Consider the following 17765-nt stretch of genomic DNA (forward strand, 5'->3'; position numbering starts at 1 on the left):
AGTCCTAAGCTATTTTAAGTTTGAGTGAGGCGATTCTCAGCACGAGAGACTTGAGGAACAGCAATCGCGATCCAAGCACGACGGCGAGCGCGCGCCGTTTCTCGGCAGTCAAATTACCTCCATGTATACGATGCAATAAAGTTGGCACTGGCAGATTGACAACCTTGCCAACCGAACTTGCGACAAGTGCAAACCAAATATCATGCGACTCAATGCCACGTGGTATGGGGAGGCAACTTTCCAGCAGCGTTCTCTTAAGCAGGAATGTGCAACCAAAGTATGGCGCCCGGCCTGCAAAAATTGCAAAGATCTGCCCGAAGCGAGATACCTTTACCGCCCCCAGCTTCCTGAATTCACCCACGCGCAAGCCATTGGGGTCTATAAGGTCAAAGTTGCTAGCCACCAACTCAACATCGGAATCTTCCATGAGTCGGGACATCATGAGTTGCACTCGGCCAGGTAGCCAGACGTCATCTTGATCGGAGAGGAAAATAAACTCGCCCTTCGACAACGACATTGCCCTCTCGAAATTCCTGACGTGACCAAGGCGAGCTTCGTTTCGATACACACGGATACGGGAATCCTGGTAGCCAGCGATGATCTCTAGAGTCCGGTCGCGGGACTGATCGTCGCAAACGACAACCTCGTCCCCTCCTCCAAGTTGCTCAAGGATCGAATCCAGCTGCTCACGTATATATGCTTCGCCATTATAGGTCGCGATACAAACGCTAATCATATGTGTTCACGTTAGTTCATTGATTCTGCATGGTCGCTACCACGGCGAATCGCCGCACCCCAACCAAGATTAATCCTTACGTTATTTCGCGCCACGCTCTCGATTTGCATCAATGGCCTCATAAAATCTCTTTTCGCCATCGCTACGGACCGTACCAGGAAGCAATACATCAACCCAATAACTCTGATAAGGTATATACGAGATATAGGCAGGGTCCGCAAGAAATTTTATCAACATAGCCAGCGAAAGCACACAGACCCCAGCCAAGGTCAGCATTCGTTGTCGCTCAATAAGGTATTTAGATAGCACACAGGCCTGAATAATCAGTGTGAAAATCTGCACTCGATTCCAAAAAACCGGAAGCATCCACAGCGCAATCTGGAAGAATAGCAGATAAAATACACTCCATTTGGCGACACGCGACTGAATATCGTCGCCAAAATCGCGCATCAACCAGAACAGGAAGGCCAGATTCAGAGCAATATACGCCAGACTTCCCGCAGACAACTGGCCAACTGCAGCGACATCCGCATAGAGAGCAATCTTCTCGGAGAATGGCAGCCACGATAGGAGGCCTGCACTGACAGCGAACAGAACTATATAAACGGCAACAAAACCACCGACCAGCGACGCGAGCACCCAGCCAATACTCAAGCTACGTTTGAAAAGAACAAAGAGCGCGAAGAAGGCGAGCGAAAAAAGATGCATTCCCGATGCGACCAGCAGCAGCACAAATGCCAATAGCTTTCTACTCTTAAAAATAGCAATTAGCGCAAGCAAGGCAAACGAAATAGCCAGCGAGTGACGAATTGTCGCCATCTGCGTTGCCAGATAAAGCCACGCATAGTAGATCGCAAATACGCCAAGAAAGCTAACCCGCCATGCCTTGGCGAATCGATAAAGCACAATACCGTTAAATAGAGCAACCAGCAGCAAAAACGTCTGAAAATCGAAGAGCCGACCCGCCATCCACACGAGCAACACGTATAAAGGCTCGAAAACGGGAAATTGCTCGCTATTCCCCCCTTCAAGTCCAAAGTTCTGCAGCGCGATATAGTGGTCTCGATAGACGAGCCAATCATTTCCCGTTTCGAAGCGCTGCCCCGCAATCAACACAAATACCACGAGTGCCATGACCTCGAGCGGCTCAGAAATCTCACCTTTTGCCGCCGAATAATATAGCGCAAACCATAGCAGCGCGAAGACCACAAGATAGAACATCATGCTGCACAGTTCCGCGAGAGACCATCATCACTCCGGAGCCTGACTACGGCCAGCGAAATAATAAGCAGTAAAAAAACTCCCATTGCGGCAACAGCGATGATCAACGCCCGATAGGCTGAAATTGCACCGGGCAATCCCATGAATCCAATAGCCAAGAATATCAGCAACAGGAAATTCGACAAAAAAATCTGGCGACTGCCACCAGCATATATCAGGACGCAATTCGCCACATTCTGCAGATAAAGGGCGCAATAAAATATCCAGAACAAAGGCAACAGAATTGCGTAAGGCAAATAACTTGCGCCCAAGCCGAACTGAACCAACACCTTGGCTACTTGATAGTTGTCGACTATGAGCAACCAAGCCAGTGAGGTCGCCAACAGGCCAAGCAAGCTGGACCGCAAGAAAAATGAGACTACCCCATCTCGCCCAACACGCGTCGCTCTCGCAAAAAACATATTGTTGAACGATACGAACAGCAGGGTGCCAGCCATCATCACCGTGAGGATGTTCGAGTATGCCGCGAGATCACCCTCATGTGCCCCCACGAGAAAGTACCTCGGCACGTTGACACTAAGGCTAGCGAGACAGGCGGCCGCCCCCATTAGGAAATCACCGCCCTTGAGAGCCACCCGCCGAATGCTTGCATACCAACTGGATCCGGCAGACCATGCGGCCATGACAATGTTGAGCGTCGCCAAAATGGCGAGCGTTTGCACCGGCCCAAGCCCAAGAGTGAATCCTGGCATCAATCCAAGTAGAAACACGACCAATCGGCCGCCACTGCCCACCAGCATTCCACGTGCATCGCCATTGCGCATCTTCTCGCAAAAGACCGGCTCATATAGCAAATCCCCAAAACGATAGAGCGCTACCAGCAGAATCAGCCATTCTTGGTAAACGAATGAGATCGCCACTGCGAGGGTCAAATACGCCGGAGCAAGCTTGGCGCGCATCGCTATTGCATTTTCCCACGTCAAGTTGCCACTCAGGATTGCTACGCCGTGTTGCATCGAGAAGAAAAGGAATAGCGGTGCAGCATAAGCTAGAGCAATGCCAAGGCTAGCGGAATCACCAAACGTTCCAAAATGTGCGTACATAAGTACGAGCAATACCGTCGGCACATTGACGAATATGTTTGAGATCAGTACCGATAAATATCGCATTTTTGCTTACGTATTCCGCCCCATGGCCTTGCTCAACGCAGCAGGTCCGTGCAATGACGGGCAAACGGCATCACCATTTCAATCTCGAGCTGCTGCAATGACGTCAGCCAGTCCAAGTGCAGCCGTATCCTTAGCGGACAACGTCGGCGCTTCCTCTAAGGGCCACTCGATCCCTATCGAAGGATCATCCCACCGAATCGAGCGTTCATGCTCCGGCGAGTAGTAGTTGTCTGTCTTATAAAGGAATTCAGCCTCAGCGCTCAGCACGACAAAGCCATGCGCGAAACCACGTGGAATCCACAACTGCCGCTTGTTTTCACCTGATAGGCGCTCGCCCACCCATTGACCAAATGTCGATGATTGTGGTCGGATATCGACCGCCACATCAAACACCTCACCTCGCACAACGCGCACGAGTTTTCCCTGGGCCATTGGATCCAATTGAAAGTGAAGCCCACGCAGCACTCCTCGCGCACTTAGCGAATGATTGTCCTGCACGAAGGTCACTGCACTGCCGGTCAGGTCCTCAAAGCGCTTCTGATTGAAGCTCTCGAAGAAGAATCCCCGTTCATCACCAAACACTCGCGGTTCAAAGAGGAGGACCTCCGGAATCGACGTACGAATAACGTTCATGCTGATTTCGCTTCCTTCAACAACTGCATCAGATACCGGCCATATCCATTCTTGGCCAAGGGCGCAGCAAGTTTCTCCATTTGCTGCGAACTGATAAACCCTTGTCGCCATGCGATCTCTTCTGGGCAAGCGATCTTCATACCCTGTCTGTTCTCCAGAGTGGCGATGAATTGACCCGCTTCCAGCAAACTATCGTGAGTACCGGTATCCAGCCACGCGTAACCCCGCTGCATGATTTGGACGGTAAGTTGACCTCGCGCAAGGTAGACTTGATTGACCTCAGTAATTTCCAATTCGCCGCGCGCACTCGGTTTGACGCTCTTGGCAATATCCACGACATCATTGTCGTAAAAATAAAGCCCTGTCACGGCGAAATTGCTTTTGGGGACAGACGGCTTTTCCTCGATACTTATCGCCTTGCCTTCCGGGTCGAATGCGACCACGCCATAGCGCTCAGGATCCTGCACGTGGTATGCGAATACAGTGGCGCCGGACTCCTGTTTAGTAGCTTGTCTCAGAAGGCCCTGGAAATCATGGCCGTAGAAGATATTGTCGCCCAGCACCAATGCACTCGGCGAATTTCCGACAAAACTCTCGCCAATAGTGAATGCCTGCGCGAGCCCGTCCGGGCTTGGTTGCACGGCATACTGCAAATTGATACCCCAGTCGCTACCATCGCCAAGCATAGCTGCAAAGCGCGGCGTATCTTCCGGCGTCGAAATAATCAAGATATCGCGAATCCCCGCCAGCATGAGCGTCGACAGCGGGTAGTAGATCATCGGCTTGTCGTAGACAGGCAGCAACTGCTTGGAAACGGACCGCGTGACCGGATACAACCGGGTGCCGGAGCCCCCGGCAAGGATGATGCCTTTGCGCATAGTGTCGTGAATCAGGAAAGAATCTGATCTAGCAGGTAATGAATACCCGGTCGCCAGTCCGGAAGATGGATGCCGAAGGTGTCGCGTAGTTTGCCAGTGTCCAGCCGTGAGTTCGATGGCCGCGGCGCCGGCAATGGATAGGCGGTGGCAGGGATGGCCTCGATCCTGGCAGGGTCCACCTTGAGCTCCACGCCCTTGCTTGCCGCATAGGCAAGCACTTCGGTTGCGTAGCCATGCCAGGTGGTCTCGCCAGCCGCAGCAAGATGATAGATGCCAGCTGGAAAAACACTGCGATCGCCAAACAACCAATGGCGCGCAACAATTTGTGCCGTAACGTCTGCGATCAGCGAGGCCGTGGTCGGTGCGCCGTACTGGTCGGAAATCACTCGCAGGCTGTCGCGTTCGCGCCCCAGCTTCAACATCGTCTTGGCGAAATTGCTACCGTGGGCACCGGCGACCCAACAGGTCCGCAACACCAGCGCCGCTGCGCCCGATGCCGTCACGGCCTGTTCGCCAACGAGCTTACTCTTGCCATACACCGACTGCGGGCCAACCGGATCCGTCTCCACGTAGGCGCGATCCCGGCGGCCGTCGAAGATATAGTCGGTGGAATAGTGCACCAGGAGGCTGCCCAGCGCCTTGGCCTCTTCGGCCAGCACGCCTGGTGCCGTCCCGTTGATGCTGAAGGCCGTGTCGGGATCGTCCTCGGCCTTGTCCACGGCCGTGTAGGCCGCAGGGTTAACGATCAAATCGGGCCTGACCTCCCGCACGAGCCGTCGGATCTCGTCAACTTGCGTGAGGTCGCAAGCCGCACGATCCAGTGCCACTACACGCCCGAGCGGCGCAAGGCTGCGCTGAAGTTCGAATCCGAGCTGCCCGTTACATCCGGTCACAAGAAGGGTAGGTGTCTGCAATCGCTTAGGCTGCATATTGCTTGGCTACCCAGTTACGGTATTCACCGGACATAACATCCTCAACCCACGGCTGATTATCCAGATACCATTGCACCGTCTTGCCCAAGCCACTCTCAAACGTCTCGGCCGGCTTCCAGCCCAACTCGCGCTCCAGCTTACGCGCGTCGATGGCGTAACGGCGATCGTGGCCTGGGCGATCCTTCACGAACGTGATCTGGTCGCGATAGGAGCCATTCGCCTTCGGCTTGAACTGATCCAGCAGGTCGCAAAGCGTGTGAACCACGTCGAGGTTGGTCTTCTCGTTCCAACCCCCGACGTTATACGTCTCCCCCGGGCGGCCTCGCGCCAGGACTTCCCGAATGGCACTGCAGTGATCGCGCACGTAGAGCCAATCGCGCACGTTCTGGCCATCGCCGTAAACGGGCAGTGGCTTACCCATCAGCGCGTTGGTGATCATCAACGGAATCAGCTTCTCAGGGAAGTGATATGGGCCGTAATTGTTGGAGCAGTTCGTGGTCAGAACGGGCAGGCCGTAGGTGTGGTGATAGGCACGGACCAGATGATCTGACGCGGCCTTCGATGCTGAATATGGACTATTCGGCGCGTACGGAGTGGTCTCCGAGAACTGATGGTCCGCAGGCCCGAGGGAGCCAAAGACCTCATCTGTCGAAACATGTAGGAATCGGAAATCGGCCTTGGCGACGTCCTCCAAGCCACTCCAGTAGGCGCGGACAGCCTCCAGCAACGTGAAGGTGCCAACGATATTCGTCTGAATAAATTCAGCAGGGCCATGGATGGAACGGTCCACATGGCTCTCCGCGGCAAAGTGCAGAACCGCGCGCGGCCGATATGTCGTGAGGAGTTCATCCAGCGCAGCACGGTCACAAATATCCGTTTGCGAAAAGACATGGCGAGGGTCGTCGTCGACCGAAGCTAATGTCTTCCGGTTCCCCGCATATGTGAGCTTATCGACGTTAATAACCCCATCGGCCGACTTGTCGCTCAACCACGCCAGAACGAAGTTGGCACCGATGAAACCGGCACCGCCTGTGACCAAAATATGCGACAAAACTTGCTCCTTGCCTCGATATGTTTCGACGACCCGACAAAAGCCGAGCGCCCACCTTGTCCCCTTCAGGACGGCGGGGCTTTAATGCCTGCAGAAGTGGCGGTATTCTATCCGACGGAACATACCTTCCCAAACCACTACCCGCTCTTTTTGTAGCCTCATGTAACGGTGTCACGAGATATCGGTCACAAAACTACAATTGGCAGCGAAATAGTTGCACCATCCCCTGATGACAACAACTAAAGATACCAATAGATCACTATACGCAATTGGCGATCTTCAAGGCTGTGCGGAGTCCCTCGACACGCTGTTGCGCCGACTGGAGCCCTGCACTCGCCTGCGCTTCGTGGGAGACCTCGTCAATCGTGGCCCAGCTTCGCTTAACGCCTTACGGGCTGTCCATAACATGGGCAACCGCGCCGAGACTGTCCTCGGCAACCACGACATCCACCTCCTCGCCGTAGCGGCGGGTGTCCGCAAGCGCGGCAAGACCGACACACTGGATGAAATCCTCTCGGCCTCCGACCTTGAAGAACTACTCACATGGCTTCGCCACCGGCCCCTTGCCCTGCAAGAAGACGGCTTCCTGCTGGTCCACGCCGGCGTCCTCCCCCAATGGACCACCACCCAGGTCATCGACCTCGCCCGCGAAGTTGAAGAGCAGTTGCAGGGCCCCAATTGGCAGGCCTTTCTTGCCAACATCTTTGGCAATGCACCAGACCGCTGGCATGACAGTCTCCGAGGCATCGAGCGCCACCGGGTCGTGGTTAATGCTCTTACTCGCCTGCGCTATTGCACTTCAGACGGCGTAATGGATCTCAAAACCAAGGAAGGACTGGGAAAGGCATCGGCGGGCTATTACCCATGGTTCGATGCACCGGGACGACGCACCGCAGATATCACTATTGTCTGTGGCCATTGGTCCACCTTGGGCCTTGTGATGCGCCCGAACCTGATGGCTCTTGACACGGGCTGCGTGTGGGGTGGGAAGCTAACCGCCGCTCGTCTAGCGCCAAACCCTCCCGACCGGACCGTAATTCAGGTGGACTGCCCGCAATATTGCAATCCGCTTGCGTGAGCAGCCCGACCGACCATCAGCAAGCGGCGTCAAGCATCAGATTCACGCCGGGCTGCAGCCCGGCGTGAATCTACTCGAACTAAGCCTGAAGCTCAGCCCCGTGGAAATCATTGGCGACGACCTTGGCTTTCCCCTTCCGCAGCCACTCCCACGCGAAGATGCCTGCAGCCGCGAGCACGCCGCCACTGAACAGAGAAAGGAACAGTAGCGTTGCACGCCCCGGACCAGAACGACGATCCGGCAACGTAGGTCCCGACACAAACCGAGCGTTAACAAGATGCTTGGTCCGCATGTCCTCGATCACGAGGCCAATGCCGTTGTACACCTCTCGGACCGGGTCGTCATCAAGGTTCTGGTCCTTGAACACACCGTCCTTGAGGGTCTGGAACGCATCCAAGAGCGCTTTACCAGACTTAGCGGACGCGCCAAGTTCCTCCGCGCGCAGATAGAATCGGTGCGCTAGCTGGTTCTGGGCTGCATCGCGCTCGAGCGATGCCAGTTCAATGCGCAAGTCCGCGAGCTCGGACTCAACCCCGACAAGTTGCATCACTGGGGACAGGTATTTGGAACTGCTGCCATCCGAGGCCAGCAGTTGCCGGGACTCAAGCTTTGCGGCTTCAGGGTATTTTGCGGCAATGCTCTTAAGCGCATTGAGCTTGCCGATAGATTCCTCAACATCGAGGCGCTTCTTGATCAGCAGGTTATCGATCTTCTGCTGCTTTGCCTTGACCTCGCCGGCACGCTGATGGATCGCTTCCTCGAGGTCCTGCTGCAACATCGTATCCTTAAGGTAATCCCCCATCAGTTTGACGCGCGCGACCGCATCCGCCGGCATATCAGCGGCAAACTTGATCGAGAAGCCAACCAGGTTGGGGTCAATCGGGTTCTTAATGTCGTTCAGGTATTTGAGGTCAGCCTTCGAATACGGCAGCACGACTTCCACATGCGTCTGCAGGAAACGGTCATCCAGTGAACGAAGCAGGTACTGCGCATTGGGATCATGCGTGGCCTTGCCGGCCTGGAGGAACTGCGACAAGGTGTTCTTGTCGGCGAAGGATGCACGCTGGGTGTTGTATTCCGTCAACTTGCGCGTGGCGCGCAGGAAGCCCTCGCTCTGGTAGCGGCACAGCACCTGGAACAGCAGGAAGAACACGGCCACCGAAATCACTGGCACAAGCCACAGCAATGGCTTCCTGCGCGCGCTTAGCCAACTTCCGACCGATCTGACCAAAACGACCATAGCATCCAGCTCCGAAGTCTGGCTTGCGACACCCTTGTTTCCCATTATTGCTTCCGAATACTTTTTTATATTTTTCGGCCGACGAGGCTGCTGACAACCGCGCCGCACTCACACCCGTTTCACCCAGCCCGGAACTGCCATGTCAGGGCTCGGAATCCCACATGGCACGGAATTCTGTTTTGTCTCCTCGCGTTTTCCCACCCCCACTTCGGGGGGGATACCGCCGATATCTGGCACTCCAGCCCAGCGCACCCTACGTGATGCAGGCCGCTGATCCGCAGCCTTTTGAGCACCATAGATGAATTCGTGAGGATGGCATATCCCCGAAGTCTCAAACTCCAGTCTGTTGCATTCCACGCGATTCAGCAGCGCTCATTTCGGATGTCACGGTTTCGACATGCTGCCGTGCCCCATAGATATGCTGAACCACGACCTCCCTGGCAATCTCGGCCAACTCGCGTCGGTTCGCGGTCGTGGATTGCAATAGCGGCGCCAGGACAAGGCGCGCGGTAATAGGACCCGCCTCCAGGACGGCATTCAGGCATTGCAGCAGCGTCAGATCGCCGATATAAGCCGGCGCCAGCGTCGGTTCCCCGGTTACCTTGTCCAGATAACTCAACCCCACCGGCTGCACTGGCAACCCACCCGAAATCGGCGCCTGCATCAAATTCGCATGAAACGGCAACACCGTGGTCCCGTCAGTCGTGGTCCCCTCCGGAAACACCCCCACCAGATCCCCCTGCAGCATCACATCCGTAATGTCATGCAACACCCGATGCGCATCCCGCTTGCGCCCGCGCTCGATGAAGATGGTGCCCGTCTTATCACACAGCCACCCAACCAGCGGCCAGCTGCGAATCTCCGATTTGGCAACAAAACGCACCGGCTGCCAGCTGTGGATGACGTAAATATCCAACCAGGAGATATGGTTGGACACCACCATCGCACCCTGCCGGCCGGCGCCGGTCGATGGGATGCCAGTAGCATCGACCACCTCCACCTCCACCCCGCATATCCGCAGCAGCAGCAGCGACCAGCGCCGGATATGCCACTCGCGCGAGCGCACGCCCAGCCACGGGAACAGCAAGGCGCAGGTCAGCAGCCCGCGTAGCAGGTGCAGCACCAGCGCGGTCTTGCGCATCCAGATCATCGAGGGCTCAGTGGTGGTTATTGTTTCCGTAGACTACCTGCCCGCCGACCAGGGTCATGCGGACCTTGCCTTCCATCTCGTAGCCGAGCCACGGCGAGTTCTTGCCCTGGCTCTTGAGGGAGCGGCGTTCGACCTTCCAGACCTGCCTGGGGTCGAATACGCACACGTCGGCGGCGCTGCCGACGGCGAGGGTGCCGGCCTTCAGGCCGATCACGCGGGCGGGTTCGGCGGTGATGCGGGCCAGGGCCTGGGCCAGCGGGACCTTGTGCTCGGTGGCCCAGCGCAGGGTCAGCGGCAGCAGCAGTTCCAGGCCGGTTGCGCCAGGCGATGCCTCGGCGAAGGGCAGCAGTTTCTCGTCGTCGTCCACGGGCGTATGGTCCGAGCACAGGGCGTCGATGGTGCCGTCGGCCAGCGCGGCGACGATGGCGTCACGGTCGCGCAGGCTGCGCAGCGGCGGGGAGAAGCGCATCTGCGAGTTGAAGTAGCCGATGTCCATGTCGGTCAGCGAGACGTGGTGGATATTGACGTCGCAGGTCACTTTCAGGCCTTCGCGCTTGGCCTGGCGCACCAGCTCCAGCCCGGCGGCGGACGACAGGCGGCACAGGTGCACGCGGGCGCCGGTGCTGCGCATCAGTTCGAAGATGGTGTGCAGGCGCACGGTCTCGGCAATGACTGACACGCCGGACAGGCCCAGGCGTGACGCCACCGCGCCGCTGGCGGCGACGCCGCCGCCGAGGAACGGGTCTTCCGGGCGCAGCCAGACGGTGAAGCCGAAGGTCTGGGCGTATTGCAGCGCGCGCAGCAGCACCTGGGTGTTATGCACCGGGGCCTCGGCCTGACTGAAGCCGACGCAGCCGGCTTCGGTCAGCTGGCTCATCTCGGTCAGGGTCTCGCCCTTGAGGCCCAGGGTCAGCGCGCCCAGCGGGTACACGTGGGTCTGGTTCAGCGTGCGGGCGCGGAACTTCAGCATTTCCACCAGGCCCGGTTCATCGAGCACCGGATCGGTATCGGGCGGGCAGACCAGGCTGGTCACGCCGCCGGCCGTGGCGGCTGCCACTTCGGATTCGAGCGTGGCCTTGTATTCGTAGCCGGGCTCGCGCAGGCGCGCGGACAGGTCGACCAGGCCGGGGCATACGATCAGGCCGCTGGCGTCAATGGTCTTGTTGGCGGTGAAGTCCGCCGGGGCACTGCCCACGCCGACGATCTTGCCGGCGGCGATGTAGAGGTCCTGCGCGGCGTCGGTGTTGCTGGCCGGATCGATCAGGCGGCCGCCCTTGATGTGAATCTTCATAGCTTGGCTTGTCGTGTCGCTTGGCTGTTTCGGTGTGTTCTGGCTCGTGTCACTCGACTGCGTCATTCGTCGCTATTTCCCGCCACGATGCCCATTACGGCCATGCGCACGGCGATGCCGAAGGTCACCTGGTTCAGGATCACGGATTGCGGGCCGTCGGCCACGGCGGAGTCGATCTCGACGCCGCGGTTCATCGGGCCCGGGTGCATCACGATGGCGTCGGGCCTGGCCAGCGCCATGCGTTCCGGCGTGAGGCCGTAGGCCTTGAAGTACTCCTGCGCGGACGGCAGCAGCGCGCCGCTCATGCGCTCGTTCTGCAGCCGCAGCATGATGACCACGTCCACGCCCTTCAGGCCTTCTTCCATGTTGTGGAAGACGCGCACGCCCATCTGCTCCAGCCCCGAGGGCAGCAGCGTGCGCGGGCCGATGGCGCGCACTTCGGGCACGCCCAGCGTGGTCAGCGCGTGGATGTCCGAGCGCGCCACGCGCGAGTGCAGGATGTCGCCGACGATGGCTACCGTCAGGTTGGTGAAGTCCTTCTTGAAGTGCCGGATCGTGTACATATCCAGCAGGCCCTGCGTCGGGTGGGCGTGGCGGCCATCGCCGGCGTTGATCACGTGCACGTGCGGCGCGACGTGCTCGGCGATCAGGTACGGGGCGCCCGAGCTGGCATGGCGCACCACGAACATGTCGGCGGACATCGCCGACAGGTTGTTGATGGTGTCCAGCAGCGACTCGCCCTTGCTGGTCGACGAGGCGTTGATGTTCAGATTCAGCACGTCCGCCGACAGCCGCTTGGCGGCGATCTCGAAGGTGGTGCGGGTGCGGGTGGAGTTCTCGAAGAACAGGTTGAACACGCTCTTGCCGCGCAGCAGCGGCACCTTCTTGACATCGCGGTCTGAGTCGGACAGCGATACGAACTGGCTGGCGGTGTCGAGGATGTGCGTGATCATGTCACGCGACAACCCCTCGATCGACAGCAGGTGCTTCAGTTCGCCGTTCTTGGTGAGCTGCGGGTTGCGGAACGTCTTGGTCATGGCTGGTCGGGCGCGGGCAAAAAACGGGGGTGGTCTGGTCGCGGAGCTGGGTGTCAGGCGCGCACGGCGCGCCTGGGGCAATCGTGCCGGCTCAGCCGGTGGCGGAATCGGTAGGTTCGGTCGCAAAGGCGAATAGTGCGCCGGCGCCCTCGCCCTGGCGCGACAGCACCAGCGTGGTGCCGGGCGGCAGCGCCATCTCGGCGGCAGTCAGGTCGGCGGCAATGGGCAGCTGGCGCCCGCCGCGGTCGACCAGCACGCCCAGCGCCACGCGCGCGGGGCGGCCGTAGTCGAACAGCTCGTTGACGGCGGCGCGGATGGTGCGGCCCGTGGCCAGCACATCGTCGATCAGCAGGATATTGCGGTCATCGACCGAAAACGGCAGCGTGGTCGGCTGGGCCTGGCTGTGCAGGCCCTTCTTGGCATAGTCGTCGCGATGGAAGGCAACATTGATCACGCCATGCTCGGGCAGCTTCAGGTCAGCCGCCAACCGCGCGGCGATCCACGCGCCGCCGGAGTGGATGCCGGCCACCGACCAGCGCGCGCGCTCGGCCTCGGGGATCAGGGCCTGGGCCTGGTCCAGCAGCTTGCGGTACAGCGACTCGGCGTCGGGAACGGAGATCTGCGTCATAGCGGGAATTGGTCGAAATACTGTTGCAGGATGATGCGGGCGGCCTCGGCATCGAGCTCGCCGCGGCGGGCGCCGGCCATCGACGCGGCGCGCGACGTATAGCGCTCGTCCACCCACTCCACCGGCAGGCCGAAGCGGCCATTGAGCTGGTTGCCGAAGCGCCGCGCCAGCTTCATCGAGGGCTGCTCGCCGCCTTCGGGGTTGACCGGCATGCCGACGATCAGCTGCACCGGGTTCCACTCCTGGATCAGCGCCGCCACAGCTTCGAAGCGGCCTTCCACGGTGATATTGGGGAGAATAGTCAGCGCACGCGCCTCGCGCGTGATGAAGTTGCCCAGCGCAACGCCGATCTTTTTTTCGCCGTAGTCGAATGCCAGGACCGTGCCGTCGCGGGGCAGTTCACGCCCCACGGCGTCAGGCATGCCCCGCCTCGCCCGACAGCATGGTGAAGTCGATGCCCAGCAGCCGGATAGCGGCGGCGAAGCGCTCGTCGGGCGGCACGCTGAAGATGATCTCGGGGTCGGCCTGGACGGTCAGCCAGCCGTTGCGGCTGAGTTCTTCCTCCAGCTGGCCGGCGCCCCAGCCGGAATAGCCCAGCGTCAGCAGGAAGCGGTGCGGGCCGCTGCCGTTGGCCACGGCCTCCAGCACGTCCTTGGAGGTGGTCATTTCCAGTCCGCCCGGCACGGCCAGCGACGAGACATAGACCCCCACCGGGTCATGCAGGACGAAACCGCGCTCGGTCTGCACCGGGCCGCCGAAATAGACCGGCTGGTGCGCGACTGGCTGGATTTCAAGCTTGAGGTCGATCTTGTCGAACAGCGTGGCCATGTCGATGTCGATGGGCCGGTTGATCACCAGCCCGAGCGCGCCACGCTCATTGTGTTCGCAGATATAGACGACGGAACCCGAAAAGGTCGGATCGGCCATGCCGGGCATGGCAATCAGGAACTGATTGGTCAGATTGATGAGTGCTTCGGGCTTCGCCATGCCTTGCATTTTATCAAATCGCCGGGGGTCTTCCGGAAAAGATTGGCGGGCGCTGCAGTGCAGCAATGGGCGCCCGGCCACGCTCTGGGACTGCGGTCTGGCTCAATCCTTGCCGGTCAGCGCGGCCAGGTCTTGCGCCGTCAGCCAGCGCCACTCGCCCTCGGCCAGCGCCGGATCGAGCTGCAGGCCGCCAATGGCGCTGCGATGCAGCGCGTCGACATGGTTGCCCGCGGCCGCCACCATGCGCTTGACCTGATGGTACTTGCCTTGCACCAGCGTCAGCCGCAGGCTGCGTTCGCCGGTGATCTCGCATTCTTCTGCCGCGATCGGCGCCGGTTCGTCCAGCAGCTGCACGCCACTGCGCAGCGCCTGCGCCTGCTCGGGCGTGACCGGCTCCGCGGTCGTCACTTCATAGATCTTGGGCACCTTGCGCTTGGGCGAGGTCTGGGTGTGGATGAACTGGCCATCGTCGGTCAGCAGCAGCAGCCCGGTGGTGTCGTGGTCCAGCCGCCCCACGGCCTGCACCTCACGCTGGCGCAGCGGCACCGGCAGCAGGTTGTAGACACTGGGATGATGGCGCGGACGTTGCGAGCACTCGTAGCCGGTGGGCTTGTTCAGCATCAGGTAGGCCTTGGTGCAGGCCAGCCATTCCTCGCCGTCGACGGTCAGGCGCAGGCCGTCCACGTCGAACTGCGCGCGCGGGTCCTCGCATAGTTCGCCGTTGACCTCGACCAGCCCCGCGGCGATCAGGTCGCCGCAGTACCGGCGCGTGCCAAAGCCCTGGGATTGAAGAATTCGGTCGAGAGTCATGTGCTTCTGTGGTGGCTGTGATTGAGGCATGGTGGCCGGCGGCATGCCGGCGCGGTACCGCTATGTTAGGGTATCGGCGCGATCGACCCGGCTTTCCAACACTTTCAGTCCAGCCAATCCAGTCAGACAGGCAAGCGAGCATGCAGGCAGCAGGCAACCCGGCCACGGCCCGGCCACCCTACCGGATCGGCAAGGACTTTGCGCGTGGGCTGGTCTGGTTCCGGCGCGACCTGCGCGCCACTGACCACGCGGCGCTGCATTATGCCCTCAGGCACTGTGCCCGGGTGTGGTGTGTGTTCGTGTTCGACCGCGACATCCTGGATCCGCTGCTGGCGCGCGGCCTGCAAGCCGACCGGCGGGTCGACTTTATCCGGCAGTCGCTGCTGGAACTGGCGCAAACGCTTGCGGCGGCCGGCGGCGGTCTGATCGTGCTGCACGACCGGGCCGAAACCGCCCTCCCGGCGCTGGCGCGCGAGCTGGAGGCCGAGGCGGTCTTCGCCAACCACGACTACGAACCCGCCGCCAAGGCCCGCGACGAAGCCGTGCGCCAGGCACTGGCGGGGCATCCATGCGCCTTCTTCAGCTTCAAGGACCAGGTGGTCTTCGAGCGCGACGAGATCCTGACCGGCCAGGGCAAGCCCTTCTCGGTCTTCACGCCGTACAGGAATGCCTGGCTCAGGACCGTACAGCCGTTCGACCTGCGCCCTTACCCGGTCGATCCATACCTGCAGGCACTGGCGCCGGTGCCAGCCGCGCACCGCAACCCCATGCCGACGCTCGATCAACTCGGCTTTCGCACCAGCAACCTCGCCGAGATCGCCATGCCCACCGGCACGTCTGGCGCGCAGGCGCTGTTCGAAGAGTTCACCGTGCGCATGGGGGAGTATGGCCGCCGGCGCGACTACCCGGCCTTGCGCGGCCCCAGCTACCTGTCGGTACACCTGCGCTTCGGCACCGTCTCGATCCGCACGCTGGCGCGCGCCGCGCACGAGGCCATGCTGCGCGGCGGCGCCGACGACACGGGCGCCGCGGTGTGGCTGTCGGAGCTGATCTGGCGCGATTTCTACTTCATGATCCTCCATCACCATTCGCGCGTGGCGGCCGGCGCGGCCTTCCATCCCGCCTATGACGCGATCCGCTGGCAGGACGGCGATTCCGGCGAGCGCTACTTCCGCGCCTGGTGCGACGCCGCCACCGGCTACCCGCTGGTCGATGCCGCAATGCTCCAGATCCGGCAAAGCGGCTATATGCACAACCGCCTGCGCATGGTGACGGCCAGCTTCCTGGTCAAGGATCTCGGCGTGGACTGGCGCCGCGGCGAGCAGTATTTTGCCGACCAGCTCAACGATTTCGACCTCGCCGCCAATAACGGCGGCTGGCAGTGGGCCGCGTCCACTGGCTGCGATGCGCAGCCGTGGTTCCGCATCTTCAATCCGGTGACGCAATCGGAGAGGTTCGATCCGCAGGGCCGGTTTATCCGCAAATACCTGCCGCAACTGGCGGCCCTGCCCGACAAGTACCTGCATGCGCCATGGACCGCGCCCGAGCCCGTGCTGGCGGATGCCGGCGTGCGCCTGGGCGACAACTACCCCCGCCCGCTGGTGCAGCATGACGTGGCGCGCAAGCAAACGCTGATGCGGTATGAGGTGGTGAAGCGCGCCGGCAACGAGGAGGCTGCCGGCGTGGAGGGCTGAAGGAGCCCGGCGGAGCGCCCGGCTTCAGGCGGACAGTCAGGCCGCCAGCATCGCGCTTTCGCGATAATGCCGCTGCGCATCGTCAAAGCGCTCGGTTTCCTCAAACAGCCGCGCCAGCGCCAGGTGCGTGCGCACGCGCAGGCGGCGCTGCTGGTCGGGCTCGGCATATTTCAGCGCGCGCTCGAAGCTGGACTGGGCCTTGCCCCACAGCTTCTCGCCCAGGCACAGCACGCCCAGCGTGTAGTGGAGGTCGGCGTCGGCGGGATGCGCGGTCAGCCATTTCTCGGCCTGCTGGATCTGCGGCAGCGCGTGGCCGGGCACGGCGCAATCGGCATAGCGCAGCACCAGCCGGCTGTCCCAGTTGACCTTGAGCGCATCTTCGATGATGCGGCGGGCCTCGTTCTGCCGTCCCAGCGCCGCGAAGTAGTGCGCGGCCGGTTCGGCGATGCGCGTGGTGCGGCGCTCATCTGCGGACAGCGAGCGCCAGAACTCAGACAGCGCATCGGCATCGTGGCGGCGCTCGTCCAGCATGGCTTCGACTGCCATCTGCTTGAGCCGCAGCGCCAGCACCGGATGCAGCGCATTGCGCTTCTCCAGCGAGCGCGCCAGGCGCAGCACCTCGGACCAGTTCTTCACGTGCTGGTGCGCGCGCAGCGCGATGCGCTGCACATGGATCTGGCGTGCGCCCTGCGACTGCAGCTGGGCGATGGTCTCCAGCGCGCCGTCGGCGTCGCGGGCATCGACCAGCAGCTCGGCCATCGACACCAGCCGTGCCTGCTCGCGCTCGGGGTCGGTGACCTGGGCCATCCAGGCGTCGCGCCGCTCGGTTTCCTGCATCCGGTGCGCGGCGCGGGCGCCGATCAGCGCGGCGGTCTGGGACTGGTCGTCCCAGGACTGGGCCTCGCGCGCGGCACGCTCGGCGCGGGCGAAGCGTCCGGCGAACAGGTTTTCGATCGACTCGCGCAGCGCCGCCTGCGCCTTGCTCATGCGGCTACGCTCGCGGTAGGCGGCGGCGCGGCGCGGCATCTCGGCCAGATGGCGGATGGTGGACATCACCGTCCACACCACGAAGAACAGCAGCAACAGCAAGGCCAGCGCCAGGTTCAGCGACAGCTCGACACGGTACGGCGGATAGAACAGCACCACATTGCTGTGGTTGAACTGCGTGAACAGGGCCAGCCCGACGGCGCCGCCAAACAGGACCGCAACCCAGAACAGAAGGCGCATGGG

18 protein-coding genes are annotated in these 17765 nt (G+C 60.8%); 2 read left to right on the top strand and 16 right to left on the bottom strand.

Annotated elements, in window-relative coordinates:
• Positions 1-4: 4 nt before the first annotated feature.
• The 7 genes from DN412_RS00865 to rfbB all read right to left on the bottom strand — a co-directional run bounded on the left by DN412_RS00865 (position 5) and on the right by rfbB (position 6620).
• Positions 5-736: a glycosyltransferase family 2 protein gene (locus DN412_RS00865; protein ID WP_115012781.1), complete on the bottom strand. Its 732-nt coding sequence runs from the start codon at positions 734-736 to the stop codon at positions 5-7.
• Positions 737-817: 81 nt separating this feature from the next.
• Positions 818-1960 carry an EpsG family protein gene (locus DN412_RS00870; RefSeq protein WP_115012782.1) on the bottom strand — a complete coding sequence of 381 codons (1143 nt, stop codon included), beginning with the start codon at positions 1958-1960 and terminating at the stop codon, positions 818-820.
• A complete protein-coding gene (locus tag DN412_RS00875; protein ID WP_133303010.1) occupies positions 1957-3126 on the bottom strand; it encodes a hypothetical protein in 1170 nt (389 codons plus the stop codon). The genes DN412_RS00870 and DN412_RS00875 overlap by 4 nt, the downstream gene beginning before the upstream one ends.
• 78 nt (positions 3127-3204) lie before the next feature.
• On the bottom strand, positions 3205-3765 hold the full coding sequence (gene rfbC / locus DN412_RS00880; RefSeq protein ID WP_208647547.1) for a dTDP-4-dehydrorhamnose 3,5-epimerase: 561 nt from the start codon (positions 3763-3765) through the stop codon (positions 3205-3207).
• Positions 3756-4637, bottom strand: a complete 882-nt coding sequence (rfbA, locus tag DN412_RS00885; protein WP_115012785.1) for a glucose-1-phosphate thymidylyltransferase RfbA — start codon at positions 4635-4637, stop codon at positions 3756-3758. Before rfbA ends, rfbC begins: the two co-directional genes overlap by 10 nt.
• 11 nt (positions 4638-4648) lie before the next feature.
• Positions 4649-5566 (bottom strand): dTDP-4-dehydrorhamnose reductase, encoded by a 918-nt coding sequence (gene rfbD / locus DN412_RS00890; RefSeq protein ID WP_115012786.1) that lies wholly within the window; start codon positions 5564-5566, stop codon positions 4649-4651.
• Positions 5556-6620, bottom strand: a complete 1065-nt coding sequence (gene rfbB / locus DN412_RS00895; RefSeq protein ID WP_115012787.1) for a dTDP-glucose 4,6-dehydratase — start codon at positions 6618-6620, stop codon at positions 5556-5558. The genes rfbD and rfbB overlap by 11 nt, the downstream gene beginning before the upstream one ends.
• A 229-nt stretch (positions 6621-6849) precedes the next feature.
• Between rfbB and DN412_RS00900 the strand changes: the two genes are divergently transcribed.
• Positions 6850-7698: a symmetrical bis(5'-nucleosyl)-tetraphosphatase gene (locus DN412_RS00900; RefSeq protein WP_115012788.1), complete on the top strand. Its 849-nt coding sequence runs from the start codon at positions 6850-6852 to the stop codon at positions 7696-7698.
• A gap of 79 nt (positions 7699-7777) precedes the next feature.
• Here DN412_RS00900 and DN412_RS00905 read toward each other — a convergent pair whose 3' ends face one another.
• From DN412_RS00905 to DN412_RS00940, 8 genes are all read right to left on the bottom strand, one after another.
• Positions 7778-8983 (bottom strand): GumC domain-containing protein, encoded by a 1206-nt coding sequence (locus DN412_RS00905; protein WP_244222528.1) that lies wholly within the window; start codon positions 8981-8983, stop codon positions 7778-7780.
• Positions 8984-9269: 286 nt separating this feature from the next.
• Positions 9270-10088 carry a lysophospholipid acyltransferase family protein gene (locus tag DN412_RS00910; RefSeq protein WP_115012789.1) on the bottom strand — a complete coding sequence of 273 codons (819 nt, stop codon included), beginning with the start codon at positions 10086-10088 and terminating at the stop codon, positions 9270-9272.
• A 7-nt stretch (positions 10089-10095) separates the two neighbouring features.
• Positions 10096-11379 (bottom strand): dihydroorotase, encoded by a 1284-nt coding sequence (locus DN412_RS00915; protein ID WP_115012790.1) that lies wholly within the window; start codon positions 11377-11379, stop codon positions 10096-10098.
• Positions 11380-11441: 62 nt separating this feature from the next.
• Positions 11442-12416 (bottom strand): aspartate carbamoyltransferase catalytic subunit, encoded by a 975-nt coding sequence (locus DN412_RS00920; protein WP_115012791.1) that lies wholly within the window; start codon positions 12414-12416, stop codon positions 11442-11444.
• Between the two features lie 91 nt (positions 12417-12507).
• A complete protein-coding gene (pyrR, locus tag DN412_RS00925) occupies positions 12508-13044 on the bottom strand; it encodes a bifunctional pyr operon transcriptional regulator/uracil phosphoribosyltransferase PyrR (RefSeq protein WP_115012792.1) in 537 nt (178 codons plus the stop codon).
• On the bottom strand, positions 13041-13466 hold the full coding sequence (gene ruvX, locus DN412_RS00930; protein WP_010813827.1) for a Holliday junction resolvase RuvX: 426 nt from the start codon (positions 13464-13466) through the stop codon (positions 13041-13043). Before ruvX ends, pyrR begins: the two co-directional genes overlap by 4 nt.
• Positions 13459-14031 (bottom strand): YqgE/AlgH family protein, encoded by a 573-nt coding sequence (locus DN412_RS00935; protein ID WP_078198619.1) that lies wholly within the window; start codon positions 14029-14031, stop codon positions 13459-13461. Before DN412_RS00935 ends, ruvX begins: the two co-directional genes overlap by 8 nt.
• A 102-nt stretch (positions 14032-14133) precedes the next feature.
• Positions 14134-14841: a pseudouridine synthase gene (locus tag DN412_RS00940; RefSeq protein ID WP_115012793.1), complete on the bottom strand. Its 708-nt coding sequence runs from the start codon at positions 14839-14841 to the stop codon at positions 14134-14136.
• Positions 14842-14981: 140 nt separating this feature from the next.
• Here DN412_RS00940 and DN412_RS00945 point away from each other — a divergent pair, with 140 nt between their 5' ends.
• Entirely contained in the window at positions 14982-16535 is a 1554-nt protein-coding gene (locus tag DN412_RS00945; RefSeq protein WP_115012794.1) for a cryptochrome/photolyase family protein, read from the top strand.
• Positions 16536-16571: 36 nt separating this feature from the next.
• On the opposite strand, the gene DN412_RS00950 is transcribed toward DN412_RS00945, so the two are convergent.
• Complete coding sequence (locus DN412_RS00950; RefSeq protein WP_115012795.1) at positions 16572-17762, bottom strand: heme biosynthesis protein HemY; 1191 nt, start codon at positions 17760-17762, stop codon at positions 16572-16574.
• Between the last annotated feature and the right edge of the window lie 3 nt (positions 17763-17765).

Origin of the sequence: Cupriavidus lacunae, assembly GCF_003353055.1 — a bacterium.
Lineage (GTDB): Bacteria > Pseudomonadota > Gammaproteobacteria > Burkholderiales > Burkholderiaceae > Cupriavidus > Cupriavidus lacunae.

Bases quoted from the DNA above. Each gene is read 5' to 3' on its own strand.
- DN412_RS00865 (WP_115012781.1), bottom strand. From the start codon at position 736: ATGATTAGCGTTTGTATCGCGACCTATAATGGCGAAGCATATATACGT.
- DN412_RS00870 (WP_115012782.1), bottom strand. From the start codon at position 1,960: ATGATGTTCTATCTTGTGGTCTTCGCGCTGCTATGGTTTGCGCTATAT.
- DN412_RS00875 (WP_133303010.1), bottom strand. From the start codon at position 3,126: ATGCGATATTTATCGGTACTGATCTCAAACATATTCGTCAATGTGCCG.
- rfbA (WP_115012785.1), bottom strand. From the start codon at position 4,637: ATGCGCAAAGGCATCATCCTTGCCGGGGGCTCCGGCACCCGGTTGTAT.
- rfbD (WP_115012786.1), bottom strand. From the start codon at position 5,566: ATGCAGCCTAAGCGATTGCAGACACCTACCCTTCTTGTGACCGGATGT.
- DN412_RS00900 (WP_115012788.1), top strand. From the start codon at position 6,850: ATGACAACAACTAAAGATACCAATAGATCACTATACGCAATTGGCGAT.
- DN412_RS00905 (WP_244222528.1), bottom strand. From the start codon at position 8,983: ATGGGAAACAAGGGTGTCGCAAGCCAGACTTCGGAGCTGGATGCTATG.
- DN412_RS00910 (WP_115012789.1), bottom strand. From the start codon at position 10,088: ATGATCTGGATGCGCAAGACCGCGCTGGTGCTGCACCTGCTACGCGGG.
- DN412_RS00915 (WP_115012790.1), bottom strand. From the start codon at position 11,379: ATGAAGATTCACATCAAGGGCGGCCGCCTGATCGATCCGGCCAGCAAC.
- DN412_RS00920 (WP_115012791.1), bottom strand. From the start codon at position 12,416: ATGACCAAGACGTTCCGCAACCCGCAGCTCACCAAGAACGGCGAACTG.
- pyrR (WP_115012792.1), bottom strand. From the start codon at position 13,044: ATGACGCAGATCTCCGTTCCCGACGCCGAGTCGCTGTACCGCAAGCTG.
- ruvX (WP_010813827.1), bottom strand. From the start codon at position 13,466: ATGCCTGACGCCGTGGGGCGTGAACTGCCCCGCGACGGCACGGTCCTG.
- DN412_RS00935 (WP_078198619.1), bottom strand. From the start codon at position 14,031: ATGGCGAAGCCCGAAGCACTCATCAATCTGACCAATCAGTTCCTGATT.
- DN412_RS00940 (WP_115012793.1), bottom strand. From the start codon at position 14,841: ATGACTCTCGACCGAATTCTTCAATCCCAGGGCTTTGGCACGCGCCGG.
- DN412_RS00945 (WP_115012794.1), top strand. From the start codon at position 14,982: ATGCAGGCAGCAGGCAACCCGGCCACGGCCCGGCCACCCTACCGGATC.
- DN412_RS00950 (WP_115012795.1), bottom strand. From the start codon at position 17,762: ATGCGCCTTCTGTTCTGGGTTGCGGTCCTGTTTGGCGGCGCCGTCGGG.